This is a genomic window from Cerasibacillus quisquiliarum, from assembly GCF_014202495.1.
In the GTDB taxonomy this organism is placed as follows: domain Bacteria; phylum Bacillota; class Bacilli; order Bacillales; family Amphibacillaceae; genus Cerasibacillus; species Cerasibacillus quisquiliarum.
In genome coordinates this window covers 130,063-154,520 of record NZ_JACHHA010000002.1, presented here as the reverse complement: position 1 = coordinate 154,520, position 24,458 = coordinate 130,063, and the positions used below count along the sequence as shown (strand labels likewise).

Genomic DNA, 24,458 nt, shown 5'->3' with positions numbered 1-24,458 from the left:
TGAAAATGAGGATATGTATATGATAGAAAAACATGTACCAATTTCAAAACGACTAAAAACGATTGCGTCATTTTTATCAAAAGGGAGTTATTTTTTAGATATTGGTTCAGATCATGCCTACTTACCGTGCTATGTCTGTTTAAATGATTTAGAAGCCAGAGCAATAGCAGGTGAGGTCAATGAAGGACCATATCAAACTTCTAAACAAACCGTTAGTAAATATGGATTATCCGAACGAATAGACGTTCGTCTTGGTGACGGCTTAGATATCATTGGTGAAAATGACACTCCATTTGAACTTGTCATTGCTGGAATGGGTGGAACATTAATAAAACAAATTTTAGAAAAAGGGCGCTTGAAACAAACGGAGATTAAACGAATTATTTTACAACCCAACATTGATGAGAGAGATGCACGAGTTGCACTTCTTCATTTAGGCTATACGATTACAGATGAGCAATTAATTAAAGAAAACGGACATATTTATGAAATAATCATTGCGGACCTTTTGAAAAATAAAAAGGTAGAAAAATGGACAGATAAAGAATTATTATTAGGTAAGCAGCTTAAAAAAGAAAACGGACCTTTATTTATTGAAAAATGGCAATTAGAGCGACAAGTCCGCACGCGCATATTAAACCAAATGAAACGTGCCAAAAAGAGAAATAATGAAAAAATAGCTCGATTCGAACTTGAATTAAGCTGGATTGAGGAGGTTTTAGACGATGTGTGAAAAGAGAACGACCTTAGATGTGTTTAAACTTATGGAAAAATGGGCACCTAAGACTCTTGCTTATGAGTGGGATCCTGTCGGAATGCAAGTAGGCTCGTATAAAAAAACAGTTGAGACGATATTGGTCACTCTTGACGTGACAGAAGCAGTTGTTGACGAAGCAATTAATAACAATGTAGATTTAATCATTGCCCATCATCCACTCTTATTTAAACCAATTAAACAATTGGACCTTGACCTACCACAAGGACGAATCATACAAAAATTATTACAACATGACATAACAGTATATGCCAGTCATACAAATTTGGATATCGCTCAAGGTGGGGTTAATGATTTATTAGGAGATGCATTAAATATAAAGAAACGACGACCACTTATTCAAACATATAGAGAACCATTGTATAAGATTGCAGTATTTGTTCCAAAGTCTCATGTTCATGAAGTAATGGATGCTTTAAGTATAAGTGGTGCTGGACATATTGGTAATTATAGCCATTGTACATTTCAAACAGCTGGTCAAGGGACATTTAAACCATTAGAAGGAACCAATCCATTTATTGGAGAAGTAAATGACTTAACATCTGTTGCTGAGATGAAGATCGAAACGATTGTCGAACATTCTAAATTGGAACATGCTGTAAACGCGATGGTTCATGCTCATCCATATGAGGAAGTAGCTTATGATGTATATCCTTTAAAAAATAAAGGGATGCCCTATGGCTTAGGACGGATAGGTCAATTAGAGAGAGCTAAAAGTTTGAAGTGGCTTTGTCACAAGGTTAAACAGGCATTTGATGTTCCAGCAGTAAGAGTAGTAGGAGATTTAACTAAAAATGTTAAAAAAGTAGCCATTATTGGCGGTAGTGGTGAGAAATATATAGGAGATGCATATAAAGCGAAAGTGGATGTATTAGTGACAGGAGATATTACATTCCATGCCGCTCAAACTGCACAAGAAATGGGTTTATCAATTATTGATCCAGGGCATCATATTGAAAAGATAATGATTGAAGCTACGAAGACATATCTAGTAAATATACTTCGTGAAGAATCTATAGAAGTGATTGCTTCAAAAATTAATACGGAACCATTTCAATTTATTTAGTTTGTATTGCTCGATGTAAAGGAGTTTTAACAATGGAAAAAAATCGTTTTAAAAACTTAGCACTTAAATCACATATGCTGGAAGTCATTCATTCTCTAAATTTTAAGCAACCTACTGAAATTCAGGAAAAAGCAATACCAGCTATTTTACAAGGTAAAGATGTCATCGGGCAATCACAGACAGGTTCAGGAAAAACACATGCATATTTACTTCCAATAATGCAAATGATTGATGAAGACAATCAAACAGTACAGTTTGTTATTACAGCTCCGACAAGAGAGTTAGCAAGACAAATCTATGATGAAATCCGTCATATGATTGCCTTAATGAATAAAGAACATCAATGGTTTATTCGCTTACTCGTTGGTGGAACGGACAAAGAAAGATTAAAGGAAAAGTTAAAAAGACCACCACACATCATTGTGGGGACACCGAGTCGCATTCTTGACTTCATTAATGAAGGGGTTCTTTCAATCTATCAGGCTAAATCATTTGTAATTGATGAAGCCGATTTGATGTTTGACCTTGGCTTTATCAAAGATGTCGATCGACTCCTAGTTCGCTGTCGAGAGGATATTCAAGTACTTGTATTTTCTGCAACAATTCCTGATAAGTTGAGTCATTTTTTTAAAAAGTATTTAAAAAATCCTTCTCATATAAAAGTTGCAAAGCAATTATCACCCGAAACGATGGAGCATTTATTAATTGCTAAGCGACATCGGAATGAAGCTGAAATTATTTTTGAGATTTCAAAAGTTATTCAACCTTATTTAGCGATTATATTTACAAATGGGAAAGAAGAAGCTGATTTACTTGGTCAGGAGTTAATCCAAAGAGGATTAAATGTCGGCATTTTACATGGTGGTTTGCAACCACGAGTAAGAAAAAGGATCGTTAATGATATTCAAAATCTCCGTTATCAATATATAGTCGCAACAGATTTAATTTCACGGGGTATTGATATTGAAGGAATAAGCCATGTCATTAATGCTCAGTTGCCGAAAGAAGAGCATTTTTATATTCATCGAGTTGGTCGAACAGCGCGAATTAATATGGAAGGAACAGCGATTAGTATTTATGATGATTCTGATTACTCACTTTTAGAAAAATTAGAAAGGAAAGGATTGACTTTCCGCTATGTCGATGTACGAAATAAAACATTCGTTGAAGCGAAACATTGGGATAGACGTAAACGTCGACGTAGAAAGAAAAGTCAATCGGTTGATCAAGAAGCTTGGTCATATGTAAAGAAACCTAAAAAAGTGAAACCAGGATACCGTAAAAAGATGAAAAAACAACAAGAGCAAATAAAGAAGAAGTTACAGAGTAAAAACAGAAAAAGAAATCATAGAAGATAGGTAGAAGAGGTGGAATCGGATGATAAAACTTGGATCACATGTATCTATGAGTGGGAAGAAAATGTTATTAGGATCGAGTGAAGAAGCCGTTTCTTATGGCGCAAACACATTTATGATTTACACAGGTGCTCCACAAAATACGAGAAGAAAACCGATAGAAGAATTAAATATTGAATCTGGTTTAGCTCATATGGCTGAACATGGTATTGATGAAATCATTGTTCATGCTCCATATATAATTAATATAGCTAATACGAAAAAAACACAGACTTTTGAATTAGGCGTTAATTTCCTGCGAAGTGAAATCGATCGAACGAAAGCATTAAAAGCTAAGCAAATTGTTTTACACCCTGGTGCACATGTCGGAGCAGGTGCAGATAAAGGTATCGAGAAGATAATTGAAGGTTTAAATGAAGTTCTCCAAGCAAAAGAAGACGTACAAATCGCTTTAGAAACAATGGCGGGAAAAGGCACTGAGATAGGCCGTTCATTTGAAGAACTTGCTAAAATAATTGGTGGAGTCACCCATAATGAGCATTTATCTGTTTGCTTAGATACGTGTCATATTCATGATGCTGGCTATGATGTTGTGAACGACTTTGATGGGATATTGAATGAATTTGATAAAATAATTGGTATTGATCGTATAAAGGTTGTCCATGTTAATGATAGTAAAAATGAGCGTGGTGCGCGTAAAGATAGACATGAAAATATTGGTTTTGGTCATATTGGATTTAAACCACTTTATGATGTCATTATGCATCCACAGTTACGCGACATACCTAAAATTTTAGAAACGCCGTATGTTGGTGAAGATAAAAAGAGTAAAAAGCCACCATATAAACATGAAATTAACATGATTAAATCAGGTGAATTTGATAAACATTTACTAGAAAAAATCAAAGGCTAAAGAGATTAAGAAGCAATTGAAACATACTTAACACGAATGTTTAGCAGAAATTCCCTTGATGACAGCGGCAAGTATGTCGTTGTCGATGATAAGGATTTTGTGATTGGGAAAGTCTGGTGAGACCCCCGTGTGCATTGACACAGGGAGTCTCGCTCACTTTTCGCTTTAAGGCTAAATTATCGAAGTTCTTTTGAATGGTGTATGAGTATACTAATCCTTAAACAAATAATCTAGCCCATAAGTTTTAATCAATTGATTGAGTAGTTTCTCAGCCTTTTTCGCTGTTGCTACCGTTGTTAGCTTCTCCAAATTAGAAATTAGACTTTTCTTACTTTGTAATGCTTCAATAGGCGTTGTTTTTAAATAATTCATAATGGCTACTGCTTCAGGTCGTGAAATTGAAAAGCCATATTGTTTACTGTAAGATAATATTTCTTCCGTTGTAATTAATTTTATTCTGCGCTTAATTAACTCCATTAAAAACTCACTCATTTAAAATTCTCCTTTACCATAAGACACTTCATTATATGTTAATTGATAAATAATGTTTACCAAAAAATAACGATTGTATATTTAAGCTTTTACCACAAACTATAAACGTATCGCATTTTCTTAAAAAGGGAGGTTATCGCTTTGGATCGAAAACGAAACAACCTTGATGATTATAGAGAGGAAACTGGTGCTGAGATTTCTGGAGACATTGACAGTAATGGTGATGATACAAATGCTAATGCCACTTTAGGATGGATCGCAGTTGTGTTATCCGCTATTTCCTTTTTCTGGTTACCCATCTTAATGGGAGCATCCGGTATTATTGTTGGTATTTTTGCGAGAACGAGGAATGCTGAAGTATTAGGTAATATAGCTATTATTGCAGGTGCTGTATCCATTATACTCAGTTTATTCATTAACCCATTCACTTAGGAAAGCCCCCGCAATGGGGCTTTCCTTTATGGATTATAAACGGGAAACAAATAGAACTCACCAACTTTTAAATCGTAAGGATTTGTATCCGGATTAATCATCTTGAAATCGATGACTATTTGTTTTATATCCAAAGACTGTGGCATTTCGCCATCATGAATTTCTTCTACAATTGATAAAATAGTTTCTCCTGTTTTCATTTGCCGTTTAATGACATGGAAATCTGTTAATGGACTCTTTTCATTTGTGGTGTAGAGATTAGGTTGTTTGTCAATCGTTATATCTTTATATATGCTAAATAATAAGAGCGTGAAGAAAAGCAATAGACATGATTTCTTTAAAATCTTCATGTTTTTTCTCCTTTATGAAACATTTTATCCTTCGTATTCGTATTGAAGAATGGGAGGGATCATGATGCAAATATTTTCGTATGATTGGGTTGGCTTATTTATTGTTGGTTTTGCTACGATGTTTTTAATTGGAGAAGTTCTCGTAAATATGAGAGGCTTTTTTGCGATATTAGGACTGGGATTTATTATCGTTTATTTTTCAGTTTATGTTGAAGCCGAATCACTTATTCTAATGTTGCTGATGTATTTTATTGGAATCATTCTTATTATTATCGACGGGAAATTATTAAATGATGGCACTTTATCTACAATTGGTGCTTTTTCCATGATACTAGCAGTTGCTTTACCTGCACCGAACTTCGTCGCAGGTGTGTATGCGGTTTTAGGTGTCATGATTGGTGCGACTAGCTCATTATTATTTTTAAAAGTGTTTAAACGGCGCTCAATGTGGACCAAAATAACATTAAAAGATCAATTAACGACTGAAGCAGGATATATTTCAATGAATCAAGCATATAGCGACTTATTAGGAAAAGAAGGGACGACTATAACTGATATGCGTCCAGTTGGTACGATTCAAATTCAAGGGAAGGAATACAGTGCGATTACAAATGGTTACTGGATTTCTAAAGGTACATCAATACGTGTTGTCGAAGTTGATGGAACAAAAATACTCATAGAACAAATGAATAATGAATAACATTTGTCCGTTCTTTAAAAGAGAATTGTAAAGTTAATGTAAATTTTACGTGAATTATCTTTACAATTACTTTTTTTTTGTCATAATAGAATAGATTGACATAAAACTGTTTAGTGAAGGGATGAATGACCATTGGACTTTGATATTCAAGGAGTCTTATTTGAATTCCTTGGAGGACTCGGTATATTTTTACTAGGGATAAAGTATATGGGAGAGGGCTTACAAAAATCAGCTGGCGATCGTTTGCGTGATATACTTGATCGTTTTACAAGTAACCCGTTTCTTGGTGTTCTAGCTGGAATTATCGTAACAATCCTTATTCAAAGTAGTTCTGGAACGACCGTCTTAACAGTAGGGTTAGTTAATGCTGGTTTTATGACATTAAGACAAGCTATTGGAGTCATAATGGGAGCGAATATCGGAACAACTGTTACGGCATTTATTATTGGTTTTAATATAGGAGAATATTCGTTGCCAATCGTTGCAATCGGTAGCTTTATGTTATTCTTTTTTAAACATAAGAAAGTGACTGCTATAGGACAAGCCGTATTTGGCTTTGGAGCTCTATTTCTAGGTTTAGAACTCATGAGTAATGGTATGAAGCCATTGCGTTATTTAGATACTTTTCATCAATTAACAATTGATATGAGTACAAGTCCTGTACTTGGTGTAGTTATTGGGACAGTCTTTACATTAATCGTGCAAAGTTCGAGTGCGACGATTGGAATATTGCAAGGATTATTTTCTGAAGGTTTAATCGGACTTGATGCTGCGCTCCCTGTTTTGTTTGGAGACAACTTAGGAACGACGATAACAGCAGTTTTAGCCGCACTAGGGGCATCTGTTGCAGCAAAGCGTGCAGCATTAACACATGTCATTTTTAACGTCATCGGTGCAACGATATTTTTAATATTTCTTGGAACTTTCACAACTTTTGTTCAATTTTTACAAAGTTATTTTAATTTAAATCCTGAAATGACATTAGCATTTGCTCATGGAACTTTTAATATCGCTAATACAATTATTCAGTTTCCATTTATTGGTGGATTAGCTTGGATTGTAACAAAAATAATTCCAGGAAAAGATGTTATTATCGAATATAAGCCAAAACATCTTGATCCTATTTTCATCCAACAATCACCAGCAGTAGCGTTAGATCAAGCAAAAGCAGAGATAGTGCGAATGGGTGAATATGCACATAAAGGATTAGAAGAAACAAACTTATACTTAACTACTCAACAGCTAGTCCATTCTGAAATGGCAACACAAGTTGAGGGAGCATTAAACAACTTAGATCGTAGCATTACAGAATACTTAGTTGATTTATCAGCGATGTCGATGTCCGATGAGCAGAGCGAAAAACATACTTCATTAATGGATATGGTTCGTGACATCGAGAGAATCGGTGATCACTTTGAGAACATTATTGAATTAATTGATTATAAAATTTCAAATAAAGTAGTGTTAACAGAACAAGCGCAAGAAGATTTAAATAATATGTTTGATTTAACTATTTTAACCGTAAAACAAGCTGTTAAAGCATTGGAAAATGATGATCGTGAAGAAGCGCTCGCCGTTGTTCAAAAAGAAGATCAAATTGATAAAATGGAACGAATCTATCGTAAAAAGCATATTATTCGTATGAATGAAGGTATTTGCCAAGGTTCTGCAGGTATAGTTTTTGTCGATATTATTAGCAATTTAGAGCGAATTGGTGATCATGCTGTAAATATTGCAGAAGAAGTGTTAGGTGAATATAAATAAAGAAAGGAGAGATAAAATTCTCCTTTTTTTTATTTCATATTGATTTTTTATAAATTAAATGGTATAGTTAATATTGTTGTTTTTATTGACATATACATATTTACATTTTTTGACAAAAATATAAAATAACTATTGACGATTCCAATTAAACGTGATAATATAATTCTTGTCGCTACTTCGATAGCGACATCATTCCACAGTAGCTCAGTGGTAGAGCAATCGGCTGTTAACCGATCGGTCGTAGGTTCGAATCCTACCTGTGGAGCCAACATGGCGGCGTAGCTCAGCTGGCGAGAGCGTACGGTTCATACCCGTGAGGTCGTGGGTTCGATCCCCTCCGCCGCTATTTTCAAAAAATAAATAACCGATGGCGGTCGTGGCGAAGTGGTTAACGCACCGGATTGTGGCTCCGGCAGGCGTGGGTTCAAATCCCACCGGTCGCCCCATTTAATATATATTGGGACCCTTAGCTCAGTTGGTTAGAGCAATCGGCTCATAACCGATTGGTCGCAGGTTCGAGTCCTGCAGGGTCCACCATTTAAATTATTTGGAGGTATACCCAAGTCTGGCTGAAGGGGTCGGTCTTGAAAACCGAAAGGGGTGTCAAAGCCCGCGGGGGTTCGAATCCCTCTACCTCCTCCATTTTATGTTCTTAATACATATAGATTTTTGTCAGAAAAGAAATGAATGAAGAACAAACTTATGCTTATTATAGCGAACATTTTCTTAAGGAAAACAAACAATTCATTCATTGTTTATATAAATATATGGCTCGGTAGCTCAGTCGGTAGAGCAAAGGACTGAAAATCCTTGTGTCGGCGGTTCGATTCCGTCCCGAGCCATCCTAAGCTAATGATTTATTAATCATTAGCTTTTGTTTTTTATGTTTACACTATTAAAATAGGGAAAAGTATGCAAAACGTTTGCAAGAACGAACAACTATTGGTATCTTCAATATAAGGAATACAATTATTTCCTTTAGAAAAATCTTTTAAGGAGGAATTTATTATGGCATTTGAATTACCGAAATTACCATACGCATATGATGCACTTGAACCACATATTGATAAAGAAACGATGAATATTCATCATACGAAGCATCATAACACATATGTTACCAACTTAAACGGAGCATTAGAAGGACATCATGACTTACAGAATAAGTCCTTAGAAGAATTAATAACTCATTTAGATGCTTTACCAGAATCAATCCGTACAGCAGTACGTAATAATGGTGGTGGTCATGCTAACCACAGCTTATTCTGGGAAGTGTTATCACCTAATGGTGGTGGCGAACCAACTGGTGAATTAGCTGAGAAAATAAATGAGACTTTTGGTAGCTTTGATAAATTTAAAGAAGAATTTGAAGCTGCTGCAAAAGGCCGTTTCGGTTCAGGATGGGGTTGGCTCGTTCTAAATAATGGTAAACTTGAAATCATGAGTACACCAAACCAAGATTCACCTTTAATGGAAGGAAAAACACCTTTACTTGGTGTTGACGTATGGGAGCATGCGTATTACTTAAAGTACCAAAACAGACGTCCTGAATACTTATCAGCATTTTGGAATGTTGTTAATTGGGACCAAGTAGAAAAGAATTATAACGAAGCTAAATAATAATATAGACTGAGCACATCGGTATATGTTTACCGATGTGCTTTTTCATAACACAACAAAAAACTTGTGAAAAACGGTTAAACAAATTGAAATTGATGTTATAATAGGAACAGAGTAAATGATGATATCAAGTGGGGGAAAGAGATGTCGGCAAAAGATGAAAAAAAGAAACAAAGACGTATACCGATACGTTTAAATATATTGTTTTTTATTGTGTTCCTATTGTTTTCGGTACTTATTTTACAACTTGGTGTTGTGCAAATTTTAAATGGAGAAGCATATCAGAAAGAGATTGAACGAACGGTGAAAGATCGAACGAAAATACCTGTGCCCCGTGGAAAAATATATGATCGTAATCACACATTAATTGTCGATAATAAACCTCTTTATTCTATTACGTATACACCACCAAAAGGTGTTCAAGCAAGAGATCGTCTTGATGTAGCGAGAAAATTGTCTAAATATATAACGATGTATAATCCAAATGATTCGAATGACAGAAAGAAAAAAGTTAAGACGATTACAGATCGAGATCGAAGAGAGTACTGGTTTTTACTTGGAGAAAACGAGGAAAATGAAAAAAAACTAAATAAACGGTTAACAGAAAAAGAAAAAGAAGAATTAGATCATGCTGACCAATATAAATTAATGTTAGAGAGAATTACTAAGGAAGAACTTGACGAATTAACAAAAGAAGATGAAGATATTATACTAATAAAAAAAGAGTTGGACAAAGCTTATTCATTAACACCACAAATTGTGAAAAATGAAGGCGTCACACCAGAAGAATATGCTTTAGTGGCAGAGCATTTAGACGAGCTCCCAGGTATTAATGCGACAACAGATTGGGATAGAGAGTATCCATTAGATCATACATTAAAGAATTTATTAGGAACGATTACGACAGAAAAGAGAGGTATTCCAAAAGAAAAGGTACAACATTATTTAGCCAAAGGATACAGCAGGAATGATCGAGTTGGTATTAGTGGGTTAGAAGAACAGTATGAAGACGTTTTACGAGGAAGAAAAGAGCAAATTGAATATACAACAGATAAATCAGGAAATATTATTGATGCGATAACGGTTGTCGAAGGAAGAAGAGGGAAAGATCTTGTTCTTACTATTGACGTTGAATATCAAAAACGATTAGAAAAAGTTGTACAGCGGCATCTTAAAAATGCGATTAATCATACGTCAGCGAATCGTTTTTTGGAAGATGCGATTGCTATTGCTATGAATCCAAAAACAGGAGAAATTTTAGGGTTAACAGCGCAGCATTATAACCGTGAAACGAAAAAATTCGAAAGTCATGACTATAAAGTTCTCTATGATGCTCATCGTCCTGGTTCTGCGATTAAAGGGGCAACAGTTTTAGCTGGATATCAATCTGGAGTAGTTACGCCAGGACAACAATTTTTTGATACACCGATAAAGATTGCAGGCACACCGATTAAAAAGTCTGTCACCAATATGGGATGGGTTAATGATTTACAAGCCTTAGAACGTTCTTCTAACGTATACATGTTTAATATTGCAATGCGTATGGGTGGTGAATATCATTATCGTCCCAATAAGAATATTAAATTTAATCCAGTATCATTACAAGAAATTCGTAACTACTTTAGTCAGTTCGGTTTAGGTGTGAAAACGGGTGTTGATTATCCATATGAAGCGACAGGGTATAAGGGATCAAATCCACCAAATTTATTAGACTATTCCATTGGACAATATGATACGTATACAGCCATTCAATTGGTCCAATATATTTCAACAATTGCCAATGGTGGCTACCGAATGAAACCGCACTTTGTCAAGGAAATTCGAGAGCCAATTACAACAGATGATGATGAATTAGGTCCCGTTTATAAAAAACATCACCCTGAAGTATTAAATCGTGTACAAATGAAAGACGAGTGGCTTGAACGCGTACAAAAAGGTTTACGTTTAGTATACTCAAGCGGTACAGCATCTCGCTTCTTCTCTAATAAACCATATAGTCCAGCAGGAAAAACTGGTACAGCGGAAAATGAGGTTCATGATGAAATTACTGGGCAAAAATTAGGAGACACCAACAACCTTGTTTTAGTCGGTTACGCACCATTTGACGATCCGGAAATAGCATTTGCTGTTATTGCCCCTAATTTAGGAGCAATTAGAGGTCAATATCCAATTAGCAATGAGATAGGACAAGGTATTTTAGATGAATACTTTGATTTGAAAAAATCTCGAAAACAAGGCGAAAGTTCAGATGCGATAGAAGATGAATAATTATTATTCAAACAAAAAAAGGGCTTTCAGGCCCTTTTTTTGTTTGGTTATTTTGTTATCGCTTTTGCGATTTCTTCATATGTCATATTACTTTTAATTTTAAATTCGCCTAATTGAACTCTCTGACTATAATCTTTATCTTCTAAGAATTTGTTGAATTTTTGAGCGTCATCAATTATTTTATTTTTTTCAAGCATTTCACCAACTTTTGATGAAGGCATGCCTGATTCAATGACTAATTTATATGTTTTTACACTATCTTTTTTATCTTTTTTATCCTTTTTATCTTTTTTATCCTTTTTATCTTTTTTCTTTGTTGATTTATTCTGGACGGTTTTCTTATCCGGATTTTTCTTAGTTTTTTTGATTGAATCTTTATTGTCTTTTGAATCAGTCTTTTGTTCATCAGCTGAAGCTCTTTGTTGTTTTTTTGCATCTTTATTTGTTTTGTTTTTTTGATCTTTTGCGACAGATAATGTAATATATTCTTCTTCTGTTAACACACGATATCCTTGCTTTTTCATTTCTTCAACCATATCGTCTACAGATAAATCTTGATGGTTTTGTACAGGTTGATCTGAAAAATAATAAACACCTAACAGAACAACTCCAGCAGTAAATAGGCCTAAAGCGAAAGCACGTACTGTTTGCTTCATTAAGACTCCTCCTCTCACTCACACATAATTAAGTTTGGCAAATGCTTGTCTTAAACATTTACTTTTTAAGAGATGATGCATGATCTTGGAAACCGTCAGATAATATTTCTTCTTCAAGAACTTTAATTTTTTTCTTTAATTGATATGTATCCTGCATATTCGAAATAGACAACTGTTCAACTTGGTTTTCTAAATCATCTATACGATCTTTCATAAATAAGGATAAAATTAATAATACTATCGCAACAACGATAACGGTAATTCCAGCATAAATCATTTTCTCCCCTCCATTTCGGTCATACTATAGTTATATCATACTTAAGAAAAAAGATAAAACTATAAAATAATAATTCTTTCTTGATTGCAATGTAAACATTTGCTATCATATAAAGGTCAAAAGAAAATATGATACGTTGTTTTACAGAAATAGTTTGGAGGGATATCAATGCGTGTTAATATTACATTAGCTTGTACAGAAACAGGAGATCGTAATTATATTACGACAAAAAACAAACGTACGAATCCAGAACGTTTAGAACTAAAAAAATATTCACCACGTTTAAAACGACACACACTACATCGTGAAACAAAATAATGTCGTATAGTAACCCTTTATCAGCATTGTTTGATAAGGGTTTTTTTATAGAAATGAAAGGTGAAATCAAATGAATAAAGTGGACTTACGAGATAAAATGATTGAAAAATTAAAACAGCTATCTTTTTCAAAAAAGAAAGAGATTGAACGCCTACTATATACACATTTGTTTGCATTAGAACTGTGGCAAACTTCTAATATTATAGCAGTTACCATTTCGCAAAGTATTGAATGGGATACGACGCCAATTATCACACAAGCGTGGAAAGAGGGAAAAACCGTCGTTATCCCGAAATGTATACCTAAAACTAAAGAGATGATTTTTTATACATATAAAGAAGGTGATCAATTACAACAGACGTATTTCCAGTTATGGGAACCTATTCCAGAAAAAGCGGCTTTAGTTACTCATGATCAAATAGATCTTATTATTGTACCAGGAATTGTATTTGATAAAAAAGGCTATCGAATCGGCTTTGGTGGGGGATATTACGATCGATACTTAGTTAATTATAAAAACGCAACAGTCGCACTTATTCATACAAAACAATTATTAAAGCAAATTCCAGCAGAATACTATGATATTCCTGTTAAACAATTGATTACAGAAAAAGGAATCATTAATCCAACATCATTCAATGCATAATACCCCTTTTATTAAGAATAATATTTGAAAAGGGGGTGTGTGCATGAGATATATTATTATAATATTTACGGTGTTAACTGGTTTAGCATGGTTAATTAAAAAACGCATGAAAGTTTTAACTATGTTATTATCAATCGGATTTTTTCGAAAGTTGATTATTCGTTTTACCTTTAGTCAACCACGAATTCGTTCGCGTGTCATGGCGAGTCTGATTCCGAATAAAAACTAATGGAGTTGTATATAAAGCGACTCCTCTTTTAAATATAATCATGTTATGATATAAAAGTGCATTTTAATGTAGGAGGTGGGAAATATTCATCTCGAACAGGAATATATTCAATATTCAGTTGCTCATCATTTAATCACTGAACAACAATTTGAAATCATGCATATAGATATGATCAATCATGAGCTTTGGTTAAAAAAAGTGGCTAATAAACGTGATGTTTATTTAATTCGTCTAGTAGCCCGTCAATTCCATTGGAAAAATCATTTGAAAAATGATTTACTTCATGTCTTTAAACGGCTTGATTATGTTTTTAAAAGAAAAAATGTCACGATTTATAATATTTATGTTGCTACACACAGTCCAGTCGACTCCTTCGATAGGCTAAAGCGACCTATTCATGCAGAAAACCAAAGAATGACAATGCATTTATTTTATCTAGATGTCTTTACTGAAAATATAGAGATGGACCGCCTAAATAAAGTGCTTAATATTAGTTTTGTTCCACTGCAAAATGAGACAGACAAATTAAAAACGACTCAACAATTGAAGTATCGTTTATCAGCGCTTTTAAATAATAAAATAAAACAAGAGAAAAATGTGTTTTCTTTTGGTAAACCAAACTTTACATATATACTGATCGCTATGAATGTGATGATGTTCTTATTTATGACATTAAATGGTGGAACAACGGATACAGTAAACTTAATTAAGTTCGGTGCAAAGTATAACCCAGCCATACTTATTGATGGAGAATGGTGGCGGCTTATAACATCTACTTTTATTCATATCGGATTTATTCACCTTTTTATGAATATGCTTGCTTTATTCTATTTGGGGCAAGTCGTTGAGCGAATATACGGCTCGTGGCGTTTTATCGTCATTTACTTTATAGCTGGAATTGGTGGAAGTTTATCAAGTTTTGCTTTTACTTATCATGTTTCTGCTGGTGCTTCTGGAGCTATATTTGGTTTATTTGGTGCCATCTTATTTTTTGGTATTTATTATAAAGAACTGTTTTTTAAGACGATGGGAATGAATATTATTTTTTTAGTTTGTCTGAATGTGACAATCGGTTTTATGCTGCCAGCCATTGATAATGCAGCCCATCTTGGTGGATTAATAGCTGGTTTTTTAGGAGCAGGTGTTGTTCATTTACCACATAAAAAAAGCAGGTCTATTCGGCTGTTGGCAACTATGAGTTTAATCAGTATATTAACAATCACCTTTCTTTATGGAGCATCAAAACATAAAGGTACACCCGAATATGATTGGTACTTAACAAATCATTATTTAGAAAATGAAGCATATGAAGAAACTATTCAGCTAACGACAAAAGCTTTAGAATCTTACGATGAATTAGAAGCGGAATTTTTATTTCAACGTTCATTTGCCTATTTAAAACTGTTAGACTATCATTCTGCTATGTCAGATTTAGAGCGATTAATTGAAATCGATCCAAATATACCCGAAGCACATTATAATTTAGCACTTATTTATATAGAAATTCAGCAATATAAACAAGCAAAGGAAACCATTAAAAAAGCTTATGACCTGCATCCTGATGATGAATTAATTAAAGGCATGTATAAGCAATTACATCAGGAAACGTATAATTAAAAAGGGATATGTTGAATAAGTTTTTGTTTTTTTTCATTGATATGATATAAGACGAGCAAATGATTATGATTTTTATTTAATAAAATAATAGGTATTCCAGAATCTATCTTTTTTTTACTTGAGACAATCGGAATGAGATAATTTTTATAAAGGCCTTCCCATAATTGTCCAATGACTTGGTTTGTTTGCTTCAAAGTTAGGTTGGGAAGCGGTTTCTTATTATATTTCCATAAATCAGTAAGAGGGATCATATCATAGTCGTTTTGTTGAATATTAAAATAATCCATTAACTCTTCCCAATAAGCGTGTAAATGTAGTTGATTGATTAATTCTTTTTTAATCATCTTTTCCTGTTCTGTATGGGGTTTATGAAAGTAAATGTAATCATTTGATGATAAATGTTTAATAAATAACGTGTCAAAAGACATGAGCTGCTTACTTTTAATTGTATCTTCATTGAGATGAGATTCACCGTAGTGTAATGTAATTGCTTGCCAAACATGTTCATGACCAGTCAATTTTTCATCAAAAGATATGATATCTGCATGTTGAAGCCATTTATTATGAATGGCTTTTAATTTTCCGTCGGCATAAACGATAGATATGTCTTGTCGTAAATAAATTGGTTTATTTGTTTTAGAATTTACGATCCATTCTATTTCTTTTATCTTATTTGTGATATTTAACAAATCTAAATCAGTTGAATTACTGATAAAAGAAAGCGTTTCATCGGGTGGAAAATACGTAATGGTCGTTTCAGTCTGGCTATATATACGGTGTAAAATGACTGTAGATAAAAATATTATCATCATGATATAGAAGATTACGAGTTTTTTCATTGTTTCTTCATCCTTTATTGTGTTATATAAGAGGATATGATATTCAAAGGTTATTTATGTTTAATCATCTATGTTTCGCTTTATGGTATAATTTAATAGGTGATTTGAAGTGAAAACTGTCTATGATGTGCAGCAATTGTTAAAGCGTTTTGGTATATTTGTTTATGTTGGTGATCGCCTTGCAGATTTAGAATTAATGGAAATTGAATTAAATGAATTATATGAACAACATTGTATTAGAATGGACGACTATCAAATGGCTATTCTAATTTTACGAAAAGAAAAGCGGCGTCTTAAAGAAGGTGACAAAAAATGAAAAAACTTCTCATCGGTATTGATATAGGTGGAACAACAATCAAAATAGGATTCATTGATACATTAGGAGAAATCATACATAAATGGGAAATTCCTACCCAAAAGGACGGTTCTGGAGACAAGATTGTTCAGGACATTAAAAAGAGTATCGTAGAAAGTAAAGTAACATTAGCACTTGAGAATGGTCAATTTCTTGGCATAGGCATAGGTGCACCGGGAGTTATAAACCATAAGACTGGCACTGTCCATGCTGTCAATATAGGATGGACGAATTACCCATTGAAAGAAAAAATAGAAGAAATATTTAACCTTCCCGTTTGGATAGAAAATGATGCCAATATGGCTGTTTTAGGTGAAAATTGGCGTGGTGCAGGGAATGGGGAAGAAAATGTCATGTTAATTACACTTGGTACTGGTGTAGGTGGTGGTGTGATAGCTAATGGACATTTATTACGAGGAGAAAGTGGTGCAGCAAGTGAAATCGGACATGTAATAGTTAAGCAAGATGGGATAACATGTAATTGTGGAAGAAAAGGTTGTCTTGAAACGATTGCATCAGCTACAGGAATGGTACACCAGGCAAAAGAAATCGTTAAAAGTCATCCTGAGAGTCGAGTAGCACAATTATACAGAGGCAATCAGACAATTTCAGTAAAAGACATCTTCAATCTAGCTAAAAATGGGGATGAGCATAGTCAACAAATCATTAATTATACAACAACTGTTTTAGCATTCGCTTTACAAAATATGGCTACAATCATTAATCCGTCACGTATATTAATAGGTGGTGGTGTTTCTAATGCTGGGGATGCTCTACTTAATCCTTTGAAAGAAAAGTTTATGAGCATTGCATTGCCTGAAATTAGTCAAACATGTGAATTGAAAATAGCGGCATTAGGAAATGATGCGGGCATAATGGGAGCTGCTTATGTTGTTTTATCTGAAACGAACGAAAATTAAAAAAGCTAACATATGTTAGCTTTTTTAGAATGATTCATTAAAACGCATTTTTCAACACATCAATAATTGTTGCAATTGAGAAGAAACCAAATGTTACTGCTGATAATCCTGCAAAAACAATCGCAAGTTTGTTTTTAAACTTAAAGGAACGAAATAATCCAGCAACTGATAAAACAGCAACAACTAAGAAAATAATTGCTAAAACCAGATGATTCATAATTAATGTCCTCCTTACAGTTCTTATCTAGTTGAAAACCATTAGTGACATATTCTATTATGTATTTAATTAGATTAAATCCTCATTTATTATATCATCTAGACAGACGCTAGGCAAATCGAATGCGAAGTCTAGAAAAAAGAATGGAAGGAAAGTGAGATAGAACAAATGAATATAAAACGGATGTCTCTAGGACCATTAGGAACAAATTGTTATATTGTGTACAAAGGAAATGACGCATTAATCATTGATCCAGGTGGTGATGAACGAGAAGTCATCACATTTTTAGATGAACATCAATTAAAGCCATTGGCGATTTTGTTAACACATGCTCATTTTGACCATATCGGAGCAGTAGATGCATTAAGACATTTTTATCATATTGATGTGTATTTAGGTCAAGATGAAGAAGATTGGTTAGAAAATCCGTTATTAAATAGATCAACATTAATGGGAAAAGAAATTAGTACTGAATCACCGGAGCATTTACTTACTCCAGATAAACTAAATATTGGTGATTTTTCAATCGATGTGTTACACACACCAGGTCATTCTCCAGGTAGCTCAAGCTTTGTCTTTAAAGACGCTCATTTTGTTGTATCAGGTGATGTTCTATTTCGACACGGCGTTGGCCGCACCGATTTACCTGGTGGAAGTTTTCCCCAATTAAAGGATAGCATTCTTAATCAGTTATATCATTTACCAGACGACTATATCGTATACCCTGGACATGGGCCAGAAACGACCATTGCTGAAGAAAAACAAAACAATCCTTTTGTGCCAGGGACAAAGTAATGATTAAAAGAAATGAAAAAAGAGGCTGATGGGGATCAGCCTCTAAGGGGGGGATGTGTTTTGCTCTTTGTTGGTTAGGGATAAAAGTTAAGCTACAATTTAAATATATACAATTGTTAGTAACTTGTCAATAGTGTAAACTAAGAAAAAGTAAAAATCCCAACACCTTTTACACGATGTGGGATTTTTAAAACTAGATTGGCTATGTACAGCTATTTCTAGTGAGCAAATCCTGGTACGAGAATAAATTCGGAATACCAAGTGAAACCAATCATAAACAATGTGAGATAAAGTCCAAACAAATACATATACATACGTTCAGATAGTTTCAAATAGCCTATTGTAAGGAAAAAAACTGTTTGAACAAGGAATAATAAGGCGATATCAACACGTTCACCAACAAAAAACATCACTGTGAAAATTCCTGTCCAAAAGGCAAGCATACGAAATATTCTGTCCATGCTTTCCCCTCCTTTAGCATACCTTCTCAAATAATATTATAAACGAGTATGACTTGATTGTAAATAAAACATATTAAACGACAGATAATTTTGCGATATACGTACAGTTTTTACAGCCATTAAGCATATTATTCGTTTCCGATAATGTAATACCTTCAAATAATGATTCAAACATACCTTTTAAGAAGAATTCATGCATATGACAAATGGATTCATTTTTAGTAGCGGCTTCTTTAAAAGGACAATTATTAATCGTATAAGTAATCGACTGGTCAGTTTCAGAATAATGGAAATCTGCATACATACCAAGTAATTTAGAAGCATCTCGTAATAGTTTTAACTTTTGTTCTAACGATAGTTTTGATGCATCTTGATACTGGTCTATCATGCGCTGGCCATAAGTGAATCCTGTGTCAAATAAGGCTTTTTCTCCGGGTTTCCCTAGTTTTGATAATGTTTCTAAGGCAATAGCGGAAAGTAATTTGTAATCACGATGTGGAAAATTTAGTTCAATGACATGATTTGATAGTTCATATAATCGGCTTGGTCGACCACCTTTACCTGTCTTTTTTGTATATGAGATAATAAGATCGACATCTTCTAATTTAGATAGGTGCATACGTGCTACATTCGGATGAATATCGAATGTCTCTGCTATATCATTTACTGTAACGGCTTCCATTTGTTCTATAATATGTTGGTAAATGTTAAAACGCGTTGGATCACTTAAAGCATTTGTAACTTTTAATTTTTGCTCCATTATGAACACCTCTAACTGTATGTTAATTACATTATAATAAATAAAAGGGGTTCAATGTATCTTTTATAGATAGATGTCAAAAAATATACACAATCTATTCATTTGTTTGTGACATTTCCAAGCTTAATAATTCTGATACAGGAATAATATTTGTAATCGTTGATGATGAGACAGCTTTATCTGTCATAATAAAATAAGCTATATATAAATAATCGCCTTTTCTTTCAAAAGTAATATCTACGTGTCCATATGGAAATTGATATGCAAATTCTCTTGGCCATAGAATAGTATCACTTTCTCCTATTAAAGCTATATCTTTTTTAAATTGAGCAAGTCCCATTTGATACAATGTTTCAATTTTTATTTGTTCGTGTAATCGGTGACTCATGGTGAGCTCGTTATGATAGTTATTGATACTTCCTATGATTATCAGCAAAATAATCGTTGTGAAAAAAAGTACAAAGGGAAGGAAATATCCATGCTCATTTGTTATAAAAGATAATTTCTTTCTCATATTGTCCTCCTGTAGTCATTTCTATTGAAACTAAAAAACCGTATTTAAGGTTATACAAATGAAAAGATTGGACATTTCTCAAATAAATTTCGTAGCCTTTTTGATCAACTGTTCTTCTAATCACATGGCCATTTCTCCCTATTTGCACTTGTTTTCCTGTATCTAAAGTCATATATAGCTCATCACGAATGATTTGATAATCAATTGAACGTTTAACGTCATCTTGAAGGAAATAAAAAAAGTGTTGTACAGAAAGTTCTTCTTCAAGGTTTAAAAGTTCTTGTGATTTCTGTAATAAAACAATAAGGAATGGTAGTGAGCAAGTAATTAACACAAATGATAATAGGGTATTGATTAAAGTGAAACCAGTTTCATTTTTCAGGAATGCCATATAAGCAGACTCGTTCTTCTGTTTGTTTAACATTATTCCATTCAACACATCCTTTGATCATGTTACCTTCTCGAACAAACGAGAAGGTAACAGGTTTTAAGTCGATATTTTTTTGATACGTATGTGGTATAGGTTGTTCCATCCATAAATAAGGTTGTAGAGCATCATGAAGTGAATTCATGAACTCTAGTCTCTCCAATCTTAACTTTTTCTCTGTATTCATAAGTGAGATGATAGGGATCATCGTTATGATAAGCATTAATATGATTGATGTGGCAATGAGCGTCTCAATCATCGTAAATCCGTGTTCATTCCTGTACAATATAACACCGTCCTTTGCCTAGTGGAAATATGATTTTTAACACATGACCTTCATTTGTATTGATTCGAATCGTACCTGCACTTCCAATTGTTCCGTTTAAAAAGTAAATGGTATGATACATACTTCGCTCTACTTCCCAACCTTCTGGCAATTTTCTAGTAATAGGTGATTCTGTTAGGTTTTTGTGTACGGTATAAAAAGTTTTGTGGAAAGCAAGTTTAGTTCTATATTCCCTTATTCCAAGAGAATAATTTTGTACATAAAGGATATCTGATTGCAATGTTTTTAAAAATAGGGATTTTTCTTGGCTTTTCACTGTAGAGCTGACGAGTGGAACGGTTAAGATAAGTAGTAGGGACAAGACAGATAAAGAGATAAGCGTTTCTATGAATGTAAAACCTTTTTGGCATAACATCATCGATCACTCGGAGGTAATACTCTACCTTTTTCGGCATCATAACGAAGTGGCCTATCACCTTTATTACCACAATATAATTGTTTTTCGGTAATGTATTCTTCCGTTACTAAAGATTGTAAGCTGTGTGGAAAGACCCCGTTATCTAAAGCGTATGATTCAACTTGTGCTTGTACAACAGCAACAAGAGCATCACAACCCTTTGTATTTACGTCCTTTGTTTTACCACTTAAATTCGGAACAATTAAAATAATTAATACAGAAATGATTAAAAGAACGATGAGCATCTCAATCAAAGTGAATGCTTTTTGGTTACTAATCATATGAATCACTCCTTTTATATCGTTTTAATGAGCTCAAACATTGGCCACATAAGTGCTAAATAAATAAAAATGATAAAGCAAGCTAATATAATAAAGAATATCGGTTGAATTGATACAATGAGCTTCATCATTCGTTCATGGAATTCCTCCGCTTTAAATTCAGCATAGAAGCTTAAATCTGTCTCTAAAGCAGACATATCAGCATGCTTTTGAAAAATTAGGCCGATTTGTGGATCAAGTAAGGGTAAGTTTTGTAATAAGTCTGTTATATATATCCCTTTTTCTAGTTGATGAATCATTAATGTGGCGTAGTAATGGAGAATGGGCATATTGTTTTGTTTAAGCATCATCTTTAAGATTTCTTTTAAAGAAAGTCCTGTTTTTAGAAGTGTGCTAAAATGTGTTGCAAAAAGATAAGATGTTCGAATCGTAAGGAACTTATGAAAGATAGGTATTGAAGCGTATATTTTAACTTTTCTTCCTATCGGTATTTTATGTTGTATTAAATACCAAGTAACTGTTATTAATATTATTATGACAACTAATATTATCGCTAGATGAGACAAAAACTGAATAATGACAAGTGAAAGTTGTATCGTTTTTGTTGTTTGTGGATGAGCTTGAAACAGTTCAATAAAGGAGGGTAGTACCGATTGTTTGATGAAAAAGAGAAGCGTTATAAAAATAATGAACAAGAAAATCGGATATCTGGAAAGTTGGCGTAATTTAGTTGTGTATTCAATTTGTCTAGAGAATAGTTCAGCACTTTTTTGAATGTTATCGACTAAATTGCCATCTCGTGAGAAATATAAATAAGATGTAATCACGGGATGAAAAGAAGCTTTTTCTAATGCTTTATCGATAGGGTAACCATTTTGGAGTGAAGTGATCATTTGGGTAACAGGTTTTATCAATTCTTTATCCCATTTAAAGGCTTCTAGTGCTGTTAGAAGCGGATAGCCGTTCTTTAGTGCGCGGGAAAGTCGGTTAAGAAACTTTAGTTGTATATGTTTAGACAATGAAGGAGATTTAAAAATCTTCCTTTTTAATAAATCCATAAGCATAAGCCTTCTTTCTTAAACGATGAAAAGTATAAATCGTTTTCTTTGCTTCGTGTTCGCGTCCTTGTAATGTAAGCATGATTTGTTCTTTAGTCAACATTTCCATAATGGCAAAACGTCTGTTGATTTGCTTGTTTATATCTACATGTAGAAGTTGCAAAGATGCAACACCAATTAAAGTTTGACTGAGATCAGTTTTATTAAGTCCCATTTCAAGTAAGCGATATAAAGTACCGATTGTATCATGTGCATGCATCGTGCTTAAGACGAGATGCCCTGTTAAGGAAGCATCAAAGGCAAATTCTGCTGTATAAGCGTCGCGAATTTCTCCTACCATTATGATATCAGGGTCATGACGTAAGGCTGCCTTTAAACCAACGTGATATGAGATACCAGCTTTCTCATTGATTTGCACTTGTAAAATCCCTTGCAGATTTTTTTCAATCGGATCTTCTAACGTTATTGTTTGAAAACGTCCTTCTTTAATAATCGATTTTAATATAGCGTATAATGTAGTCGTTTTACCGACACCGGTAGGTCCAGTAAAAAGTATTAATCCAGAGCTGTTATGGAACCATTGCTTTAATTGCTTAAGTTGAGAAGGAAAAAGGAATAATTCATTTAACGAAGAAACGTCATCTTGTGGAAGAATTCGAATAGCTAAACTTTCAGTGTGATTTACAGGAAGAGTGGATAATCGTAATGAATAATTTTGTAATTGGGTTTGATAAGGCAACATCCCATTTTGAGGTTTTCTCGTTTCACCTATATCCATTCCTGATGTAAACTTATAATAAGTAAGAAGAAGTTCATATTGTTTTAGTGGAATCGATTGATAGTAAATTCTTTGTCCATGAATTCGGAAAAACACTTTCGTTTCCCCAGTGATAGGATAGAAATGGATATCAGTAGCTTTCAATCGACAGGCAGACTCAAGTAATTTGTCAGAAAGTGATTTAGCAGGATTCACACATAGCTCACCTCCTTTAAATATATTATTCGACATAAACTACTAAAATCCTGCTTTTTATAAAAAATATTTTACAAAGGATGTTTAATAATGACTATTGTATACTTAGTTGGCTTTATGGGTAGTGGGAAGTCAACCATCGCTAAGCGATTAAGTCAATTATGGAATGAAACATATGCAGATACAGATCAAGAAATTGAGAGAATGTATGAAAAAAAAATACCAGATATTTTTATCGAACAAGGTGAAAGTGCTTTTCGAGATTATGAATCAAAAGTTTTAAAAAATTTAAATGAACCTATTATTGCCACTGGTGGTGGTATTGTTGAGAGAAAGGAAAATATCGAATGGATGAAACAAAATGGTACGATTATTTATTTGTATGCATCGTTTCATGAAATTTCAAAACGGTTGAAAGATGATATGAATAGACCGTTATGGGGACATTCTTTAGAGAAAAGAAAAATACTTTATAAAAAACGGCAAGCAATGTATGAAGCGTGTGCTGATATAACAGTAGATACGGATGAGAAAGATGTTGAGACGGTGATTCAAGACATTATGGAATGTTTGAATAAATCGTGCATGTATTTGGCATCATATAGAGAAGTAATCATTAAAAGTAAAGAGAGGTAAATGT

At 33.6% G+C, this 24,458-nt stretch carries 32 protein-coding genes and 6 tRNA genes; 23 read left to right on the top strand and 15 right to left on the bottom strand.

All coding sequences use genetic code 11. From position 1 onward, the window contains the following. Positions 1-19: 19 nt before the first annotated feature. The 4 genes from HNQ35_RS03525 to HNQ35_RS03510 are packed head-to-tail and all read left to right on the top strand — an operon-like array spanning position 20 to position 4,109. Positions 20-733, top strand: a complete 714-nt coding sequence (locus HNQ35_RS03525) for a tRNA (adenine(22)-N(1))-methyltransferase (protein ID WP_221261414.1) — start codon at positions 20-22, stop codon at positions 731-733. After that, positions 726-1,841 (top strand): Nif3-like dinuclear metal center hexameric protein, encoded by a 1,116-nt coding sequence (locus tag HNQ35_RS03520; protein ID WP_146936950.1) that lies wholly within the window; start codon positions 726-728, stop codon positions 1,839-1,841. The genes HNQ35_RS03525 and HNQ35_RS03520 overlap by 8 nt, the downstream gene beginning before the upstream one ends. 32 nt (positions 1,842-1,873) lie before the next feature. Further along, positions 1,874-3,199 carry a DEAD/DEAH box helicase gene (locus tag HNQ35_RS03515; protein WP_146936952.1) on the top strand — a complete coding sequence of 442 codons (1,326 nt, stop codon included), beginning with the start codon at positions 1,874-1,876 and terminating at the stop codon, positions 3,197-3,199. A gap of 19 nt (positions 3,200-3,218) precedes the next feature. After that, the gene (locus tag HNQ35_RS03510; protein ID WP_146936954.1) at positions 3,219-4,109 is read left to right on the top strand and encodes a deoxyribonuclease IV; all 891 of its coding nucleotides are present in this window, start codon (positions 3,219-3,221) and stop codon (positions 4,107-4,109) included. 210 nt (positions 4,110-4,319) lie between these two features. Here HNQ35_RS03510 and HNQ35_RS03505 read toward each other — a convergent pair whose 3' ends face one another. Then, a complete protein-coding gene (locus HNQ35_RS03505; RefSeq protein ID WP_146936956.1) occupies positions 4,320-4,601 on the bottom strand; it encodes a DUF2624 family protein in 282 nt (93 codons plus the stop codon). A gap of 141 nt (positions 4,602-4,742) precedes the next feature. On the opposite strand from HNQ35_RS03505, the gene HNQ35_RS03500 reads away from it, so the two are divergent. Further along, positions 4,743-5,033 (top strand): DUF4190 domain-containing protein, encoded by a 291-nt coding sequence (locus HNQ35_RS03500; RefSeq protein ID WP_146936958.1) that lies wholly within the window; start codon positions 4,743-4,745, stop codon positions 5,031-5,033. Between the two features lie 26 nt (positions 5,034-5,059). Here HNQ35_RS03500 and yqfZ read toward each other — a convergent pair whose 3' ends face one another. Then, positions 5,060-5,383, bottom strand: a complete 324-nt coding sequence (gene yqfZ / locus HNQ35_RS03495; RefSeq protein WP_146936960.1) for a protein YqfZ — start codon at positions 5,381-5,383, stop codon at positions 5,060-5,062. 64 nt (positions 5,384-5,447) lie between these two features. On the opposite strand from yqfZ, the gene HNQ35_RS03490 reads away from it, so the two are divergent. The 10 genes from HNQ35_RS03490 to HNQ35_RS03445 all read left to right on the top strand — a co-directional run bounded on the left by HNQ35_RS03490 (position 5,448) and on the right by HNQ35_RS03445 (position 11,732). After that, positions 5,448-6,083 carry an NfeD family protein gene (locus tag HNQ35_RS03490; protein ID WP_146936962.1) on the top strand — a complete coding sequence of 212 codons (636 nt, stop codon included), beginning with the start codon at positions 5,448-5,450 and terminating at the stop codon, positions 6,081-6,083. A gap of 132 nt (positions 6,084-6,215) precedes the next feature. Continuing rightward, positions 6,216-7,847: a Na/Pi cotransporter family protein gene (locus HNQ35_RS03485; protein WP_146936964.1), complete on the top strand. Its 1,632-nt coding sequence runs from the start codon at positions 6,216-6,218 to the stop codon at positions 7,845-7,847. 193 nt (positions 7,848-8,040) lie between these two features. Beyond that, positions 8,041-8,115: transfer RNA gene (locus HNQ35_RS03480), tRNA-Asn, on the top strand. A 4-nt stretch (positions 8,116-8,119) separates the two neighbouring features. Beyond that, a tRNA-Met gene (locus HNQ35_RS03475) sits at positions 8,120-8,193 on the top strand. Positions 8,194-8,217: 24 nt separating this feature from the next. Next, positions 8,218-8,293, top strand: a tRNA-His gene (locus HNQ35_RS03470). 14 nt (positions 8,294-8,307) lie between these two features. Next, positions 8,308-8,384, top strand: a tRNA-Ile gene (locus HNQ35_RS03465). Between the two features lie 12 nt (positions 8,385-8,396). After that, positions 8,397-8,489: transfer RNA gene (locus HNQ35_RS03460), tRNA-Ser, on the top strand. A 127-nt stretch (positions 8,490-8,616) separates the two neighbouring features. Beyond that, positions 8,617-8,689, top strand: a tRNA-Phe gene (locus tag HNQ35_RS03455). Positions 8,690-8,855: 166 nt separating this feature from the next. Continuing rightward, positions 8,856-9,464, top strand: a complete 609-nt coding sequence (gene sodA, locus HNQ35_RS03450) for a superoxide dismutase SodA (RefSeq protein WP_146936966.1) — start codon at positions 8,856-8,858, stop codon at positions 9,462-9,464. Between the two features lie 144 nt (positions 9,465-9,608). After that, positions 9,609-11,732, top strand: coding sequence for a peptidoglycan D,D-transpeptidase FtsI family protein (locus HNQ35_RS03445; protein ID WP_146936968.1), 2,124 nt, complete (start codon positions 9,609-9,611; stop codon positions 11,730-11,732). A 47-nt stretch (positions 11,733-11,779) separates the two neighbouring features. Here the strand turns inward: HNQ35_RS03445 and HNQ35_RS03440 are convergent, their stop codons facing one another. Together HNQ35_RS03440 and HNQ35_RS03435 are read right to left on the bottom strand one after the other, a co-directional pair. Then, a complete protein-coding gene (locus HNQ35_RS03440; RefSeq protein WP_146936970.1) occupies positions 11,780-12,388 on the bottom strand; it encodes an endolytic transglycosylase MltG in 609 nt (202 codons plus the stop codon). Between the two features lie 58 nt (positions 12,389-12,446). Further along, positions 12,447-12,665 (bottom strand): hypothetical protein, encoded by a 219-nt coding sequence (locus tag HNQ35_RS03435; RefSeq protein WP_146936972.1) that lies wholly within the window; start codon positions 12,663-12,665, stop codon positions 12,447-12,449. Between the two features lie 168 nt (positions 12,666-12,833). Between HNQ35_RS03435 and rpmG the strand changes: the two genes are divergently transcribed. The 4 genes from rpmG (at position 12,834) to HNQ35_RS14390 (ending at position 15,475) form a co-directional block, all read left to right on the top strand. Next, positions 12,834-12,983, top strand: coding sequence for a 50S ribosomal protein L33 (rpmG, locus tag HNQ35_RS03430; RefSeq protein ID WP_146936974.1), 150 nt, complete (start codon positions 12,834-12,836; stop codon positions 12,981-12,983). 70 nt (positions 12,984-13,053) lie between these two features. Next, the gene (locus HNQ35_RS03425; protein WP_146936976.1) at positions 13,054-13,629 is read left to right on the top strand and encodes a 5-formyltetrahydrofolate cyclo-ligase; all 576 of its coding nucleotides are present in this window, start codon (positions 13,054-13,056) and stop codon (positions 13,627-13,629) included. A gap of 43 nt (positions 13,630-13,672) precedes the next feature. After that, positions 13,673-13,858 carry a protein YqgO gene (gene yqgO, locus HNQ35_RS03420; protein WP_146936978.1) on the top strand — a complete coding sequence of 62 codons (186 nt, stop codon included), beginning with the start codon at positions 13,673-13,675 and terminating at the stop codon, positions 13,856-13,858. A 75-nt stretch (positions 13,859-13,933) separates the two neighbouring features. Next, entirely contained in the window at positions 13,934-15,475 is a 1,542-nt protein-coding gene (locus HNQ35_RS14390; RefSeq protein ID WP_146936980.1) for a rhomboid family intramembrane serine protease, read from the top strand. On the opposite strand, the gene HNQ35_RS03410 is transcribed toward HNQ35_RS14390, so the two are convergent. Further along, positions 15,472-16,314, bottom strand: coding sequence for a hypothetical protein (locus tag HNQ35_RS03410; protein WP_146936982.1), 843 nt, complete (start codon positions 16,312-16,314; stop codon positions 15,472-15,474). The two genes, HNQ35_RS14390 and HNQ35_RS03410, sit on opposite strands and share 4 nt — an antisense overlap. 109 nt (positions 16,315-16,423) lie before the next feature. Between HNQ35_RS03410 and HNQ35_RS03405 the strand changes: the two genes are divergently transcribed. Beyond that, positions 16,424-16,630, top strand: a complete 207-nt coding sequence (locus HNQ35_RS03405; RefSeq protein ID WP_146936984.1) for a YqgQ family protein — start codon at positions 16,424-16,426, stop codon at positions 16,628-16,630. Further along, positions 16,627-17,589, top strand: a complete 963-nt coding sequence (locus tag HNQ35_RS03400) for an ROK family glucokinase (RefSeq protein WP_146936986.1) — start codon at positions 16,627-16,629, stop codon at positions 17,587-17,589. The genes HNQ35_RS03405 and HNQ35_RS03400 overlap by 4 nt, the downstream gene beginning before the upstream one ends. Positions 17,590-17,626: 37 nt before the next feature. Here HNQ35_RS03400 and HNQ35_RS03395 read toward each other — a convergent pair whose 3' ends face one another. Further along, entirely contained in the window at positions 17,627-17,806 is a 180-nt protein-coding gene (locus tag HNQ35_RS03395; RefSeq protein WP_146936988.1) for a DUF2759 family protein, read from the bottom strand. 168 nt (positions 17,807-17,974) lie between these two features. Here HNQ35_RS03395 and HNQ35_RS03390 point away from each other — a divergent pair, with 168 nt between their 5' ends. Next, the gene (locus HNQ35_RS03390) at positions 17,975-18,601 is read left to right on the top strand and encodes an MBL fold metallo-hydrolase (protein WP_146936990.1); all 627 of its coding nucleotides are present in this window, start codon (positions 17,975-17,977) and stop codon (positions 18,599-18,601) included. A gap of 218 nt (positions 18,602-18,819) precedes the next feature. Here HNQ35_RS03390 and HNQ35_RS03385 read toward each other — a convergent pair whose 3' ends face one another. From HNQ35_RS03385 to comGA, 9 genes are all read right to left on the bottom strand, one after another. Beyond that, positions 18,820-19,062, bottom strand: a complete 243-nt coding sequence (locus HNQ35_RS03385; RefSeq protein ID WP_146936992.1) for a DUF2626 family protein — start codon at positions 19,060-19,062, stop codon at positions 18,820-18,822. Between the two features lie 73 nt (positions 19,063-19,135). Next, complete coding sequence (locus HNQ35_RS03380) at positions 19,136-19,822, bottom strand: helix-turn-helix transcriptional regulator (RefSeq protein ID WP_146936994.1); 687 nt, start codon at positions 19,820-19,822, stop codon at positions 19,136-19,138. Between the two features lie 94 nt (positions 19,823-19,916). Further along, the gene (locus HNQ35_RS03375) at positions 19,917-20,336 is read right to left on the bottom strand and encodes a hypothetical protein (RefSeq protein WP_146936996.1); all 420 of its coding nucleotides are present in this window, start codon (positions 20,334-20,336) and stop codon (positions 19,917-19,919) included. Further along, positions 20,305-20,727: a competence type IV pilus minor pilin ComGF gene (locus tag HNQ35_RS03370; protein WP_170226642.1), complete on the bottom strand. Its 423-nt coding sequence runs from the start codon at positions 20,725-20,727 to the stop codon at positions 20,305-20,307. The genes HNQ35_RS03375 and HNQ35_RS03370 overlap by 32 nt, the downstream gene beginning before the upstream one ends. Further along, positions 20,708-21,049, bottom strand: a complete 342-nt coding sequence (locus tag HNQ35_RS03365) for a prepilin-type N-terminal cleavage/methylation domain-containing protein (RefSeq protein WP_146937000.1) — start codon at positions 21,047-21,049, stop codon at positions 20,708-20,710. The genes HNQ35_RS03370 and HNQ35_RS03365 overlap by 20 nt, the downstream gene beginning before the upstream one ends. Continuing rightward, positions 21,036-21,464, bottom strand: coding sequence for a competence type IV pilus minor pilin ComGD (comGD, locus tag HNQ35_RS03360; RefSeq protein WP_170226644.1), 429 nt, complete (start codon positions 21,462-21,464; stop codon positions 21,036-21,038). Before comGD ends, HNQ35_RS03365 begins: the two co-directional genes overlap by 14 nt. Then, positions 21,464-21,787, bottom strand: a complete 324-nt coding sequence (gene comGC / locus HNQ35_RS03355) for a competence type IV pilus major pilin ComGC (protein ID WP_146937004.1) — start codon at positions 21,785-21,787, stop codon at positions 21,464-21,466. The genes comGD and comGC overlap by 1 nt, the downstream gene beginning before the upstream one ends. 14 nt (positions 21,788-21,801) lie before the next feature. Next, entirely contained in the window at positions 21,802-22,845 is a 1,044-nt protein-coding gene (comGB, locus tag HNQ35_RS03350; RefSeq protein ID WP_170226646.1) for a competence type IV pilus assembly protein ComGB, read from the bottom strand. Further along, positions 22,817-23,818, bottom strand: coding sequence for a competence type IV pilus ATPase ComGA (gene comGA, locus HNQ35_RS03345; RefSeq protein WP_146937008.1), 1,002 nt, complete (start codon positions 23,816-23,818; stop codon positions 22,817-22,819). Before comGA ends, comGB begins: the two co-directional genes overlap by 29 nt. Positions 23,819-23,908: 90 nt before the next feature. Between comGA and HNQ35_RS03340 the strand changes: the two genes are divergently transcribed. Next, positions 23,909-24,454 (top strand): shikimate kinase, encoded by a 546-nt coding sequence (locus HNQ35_RS03340; protein ID WP_146937010.1) that lies wholly within the window; start codon positions 23,909-23,911, stop codon positions 24,452-24,454. Positions 24,455-24,458 lie beyond the last annotated feature (4 nt).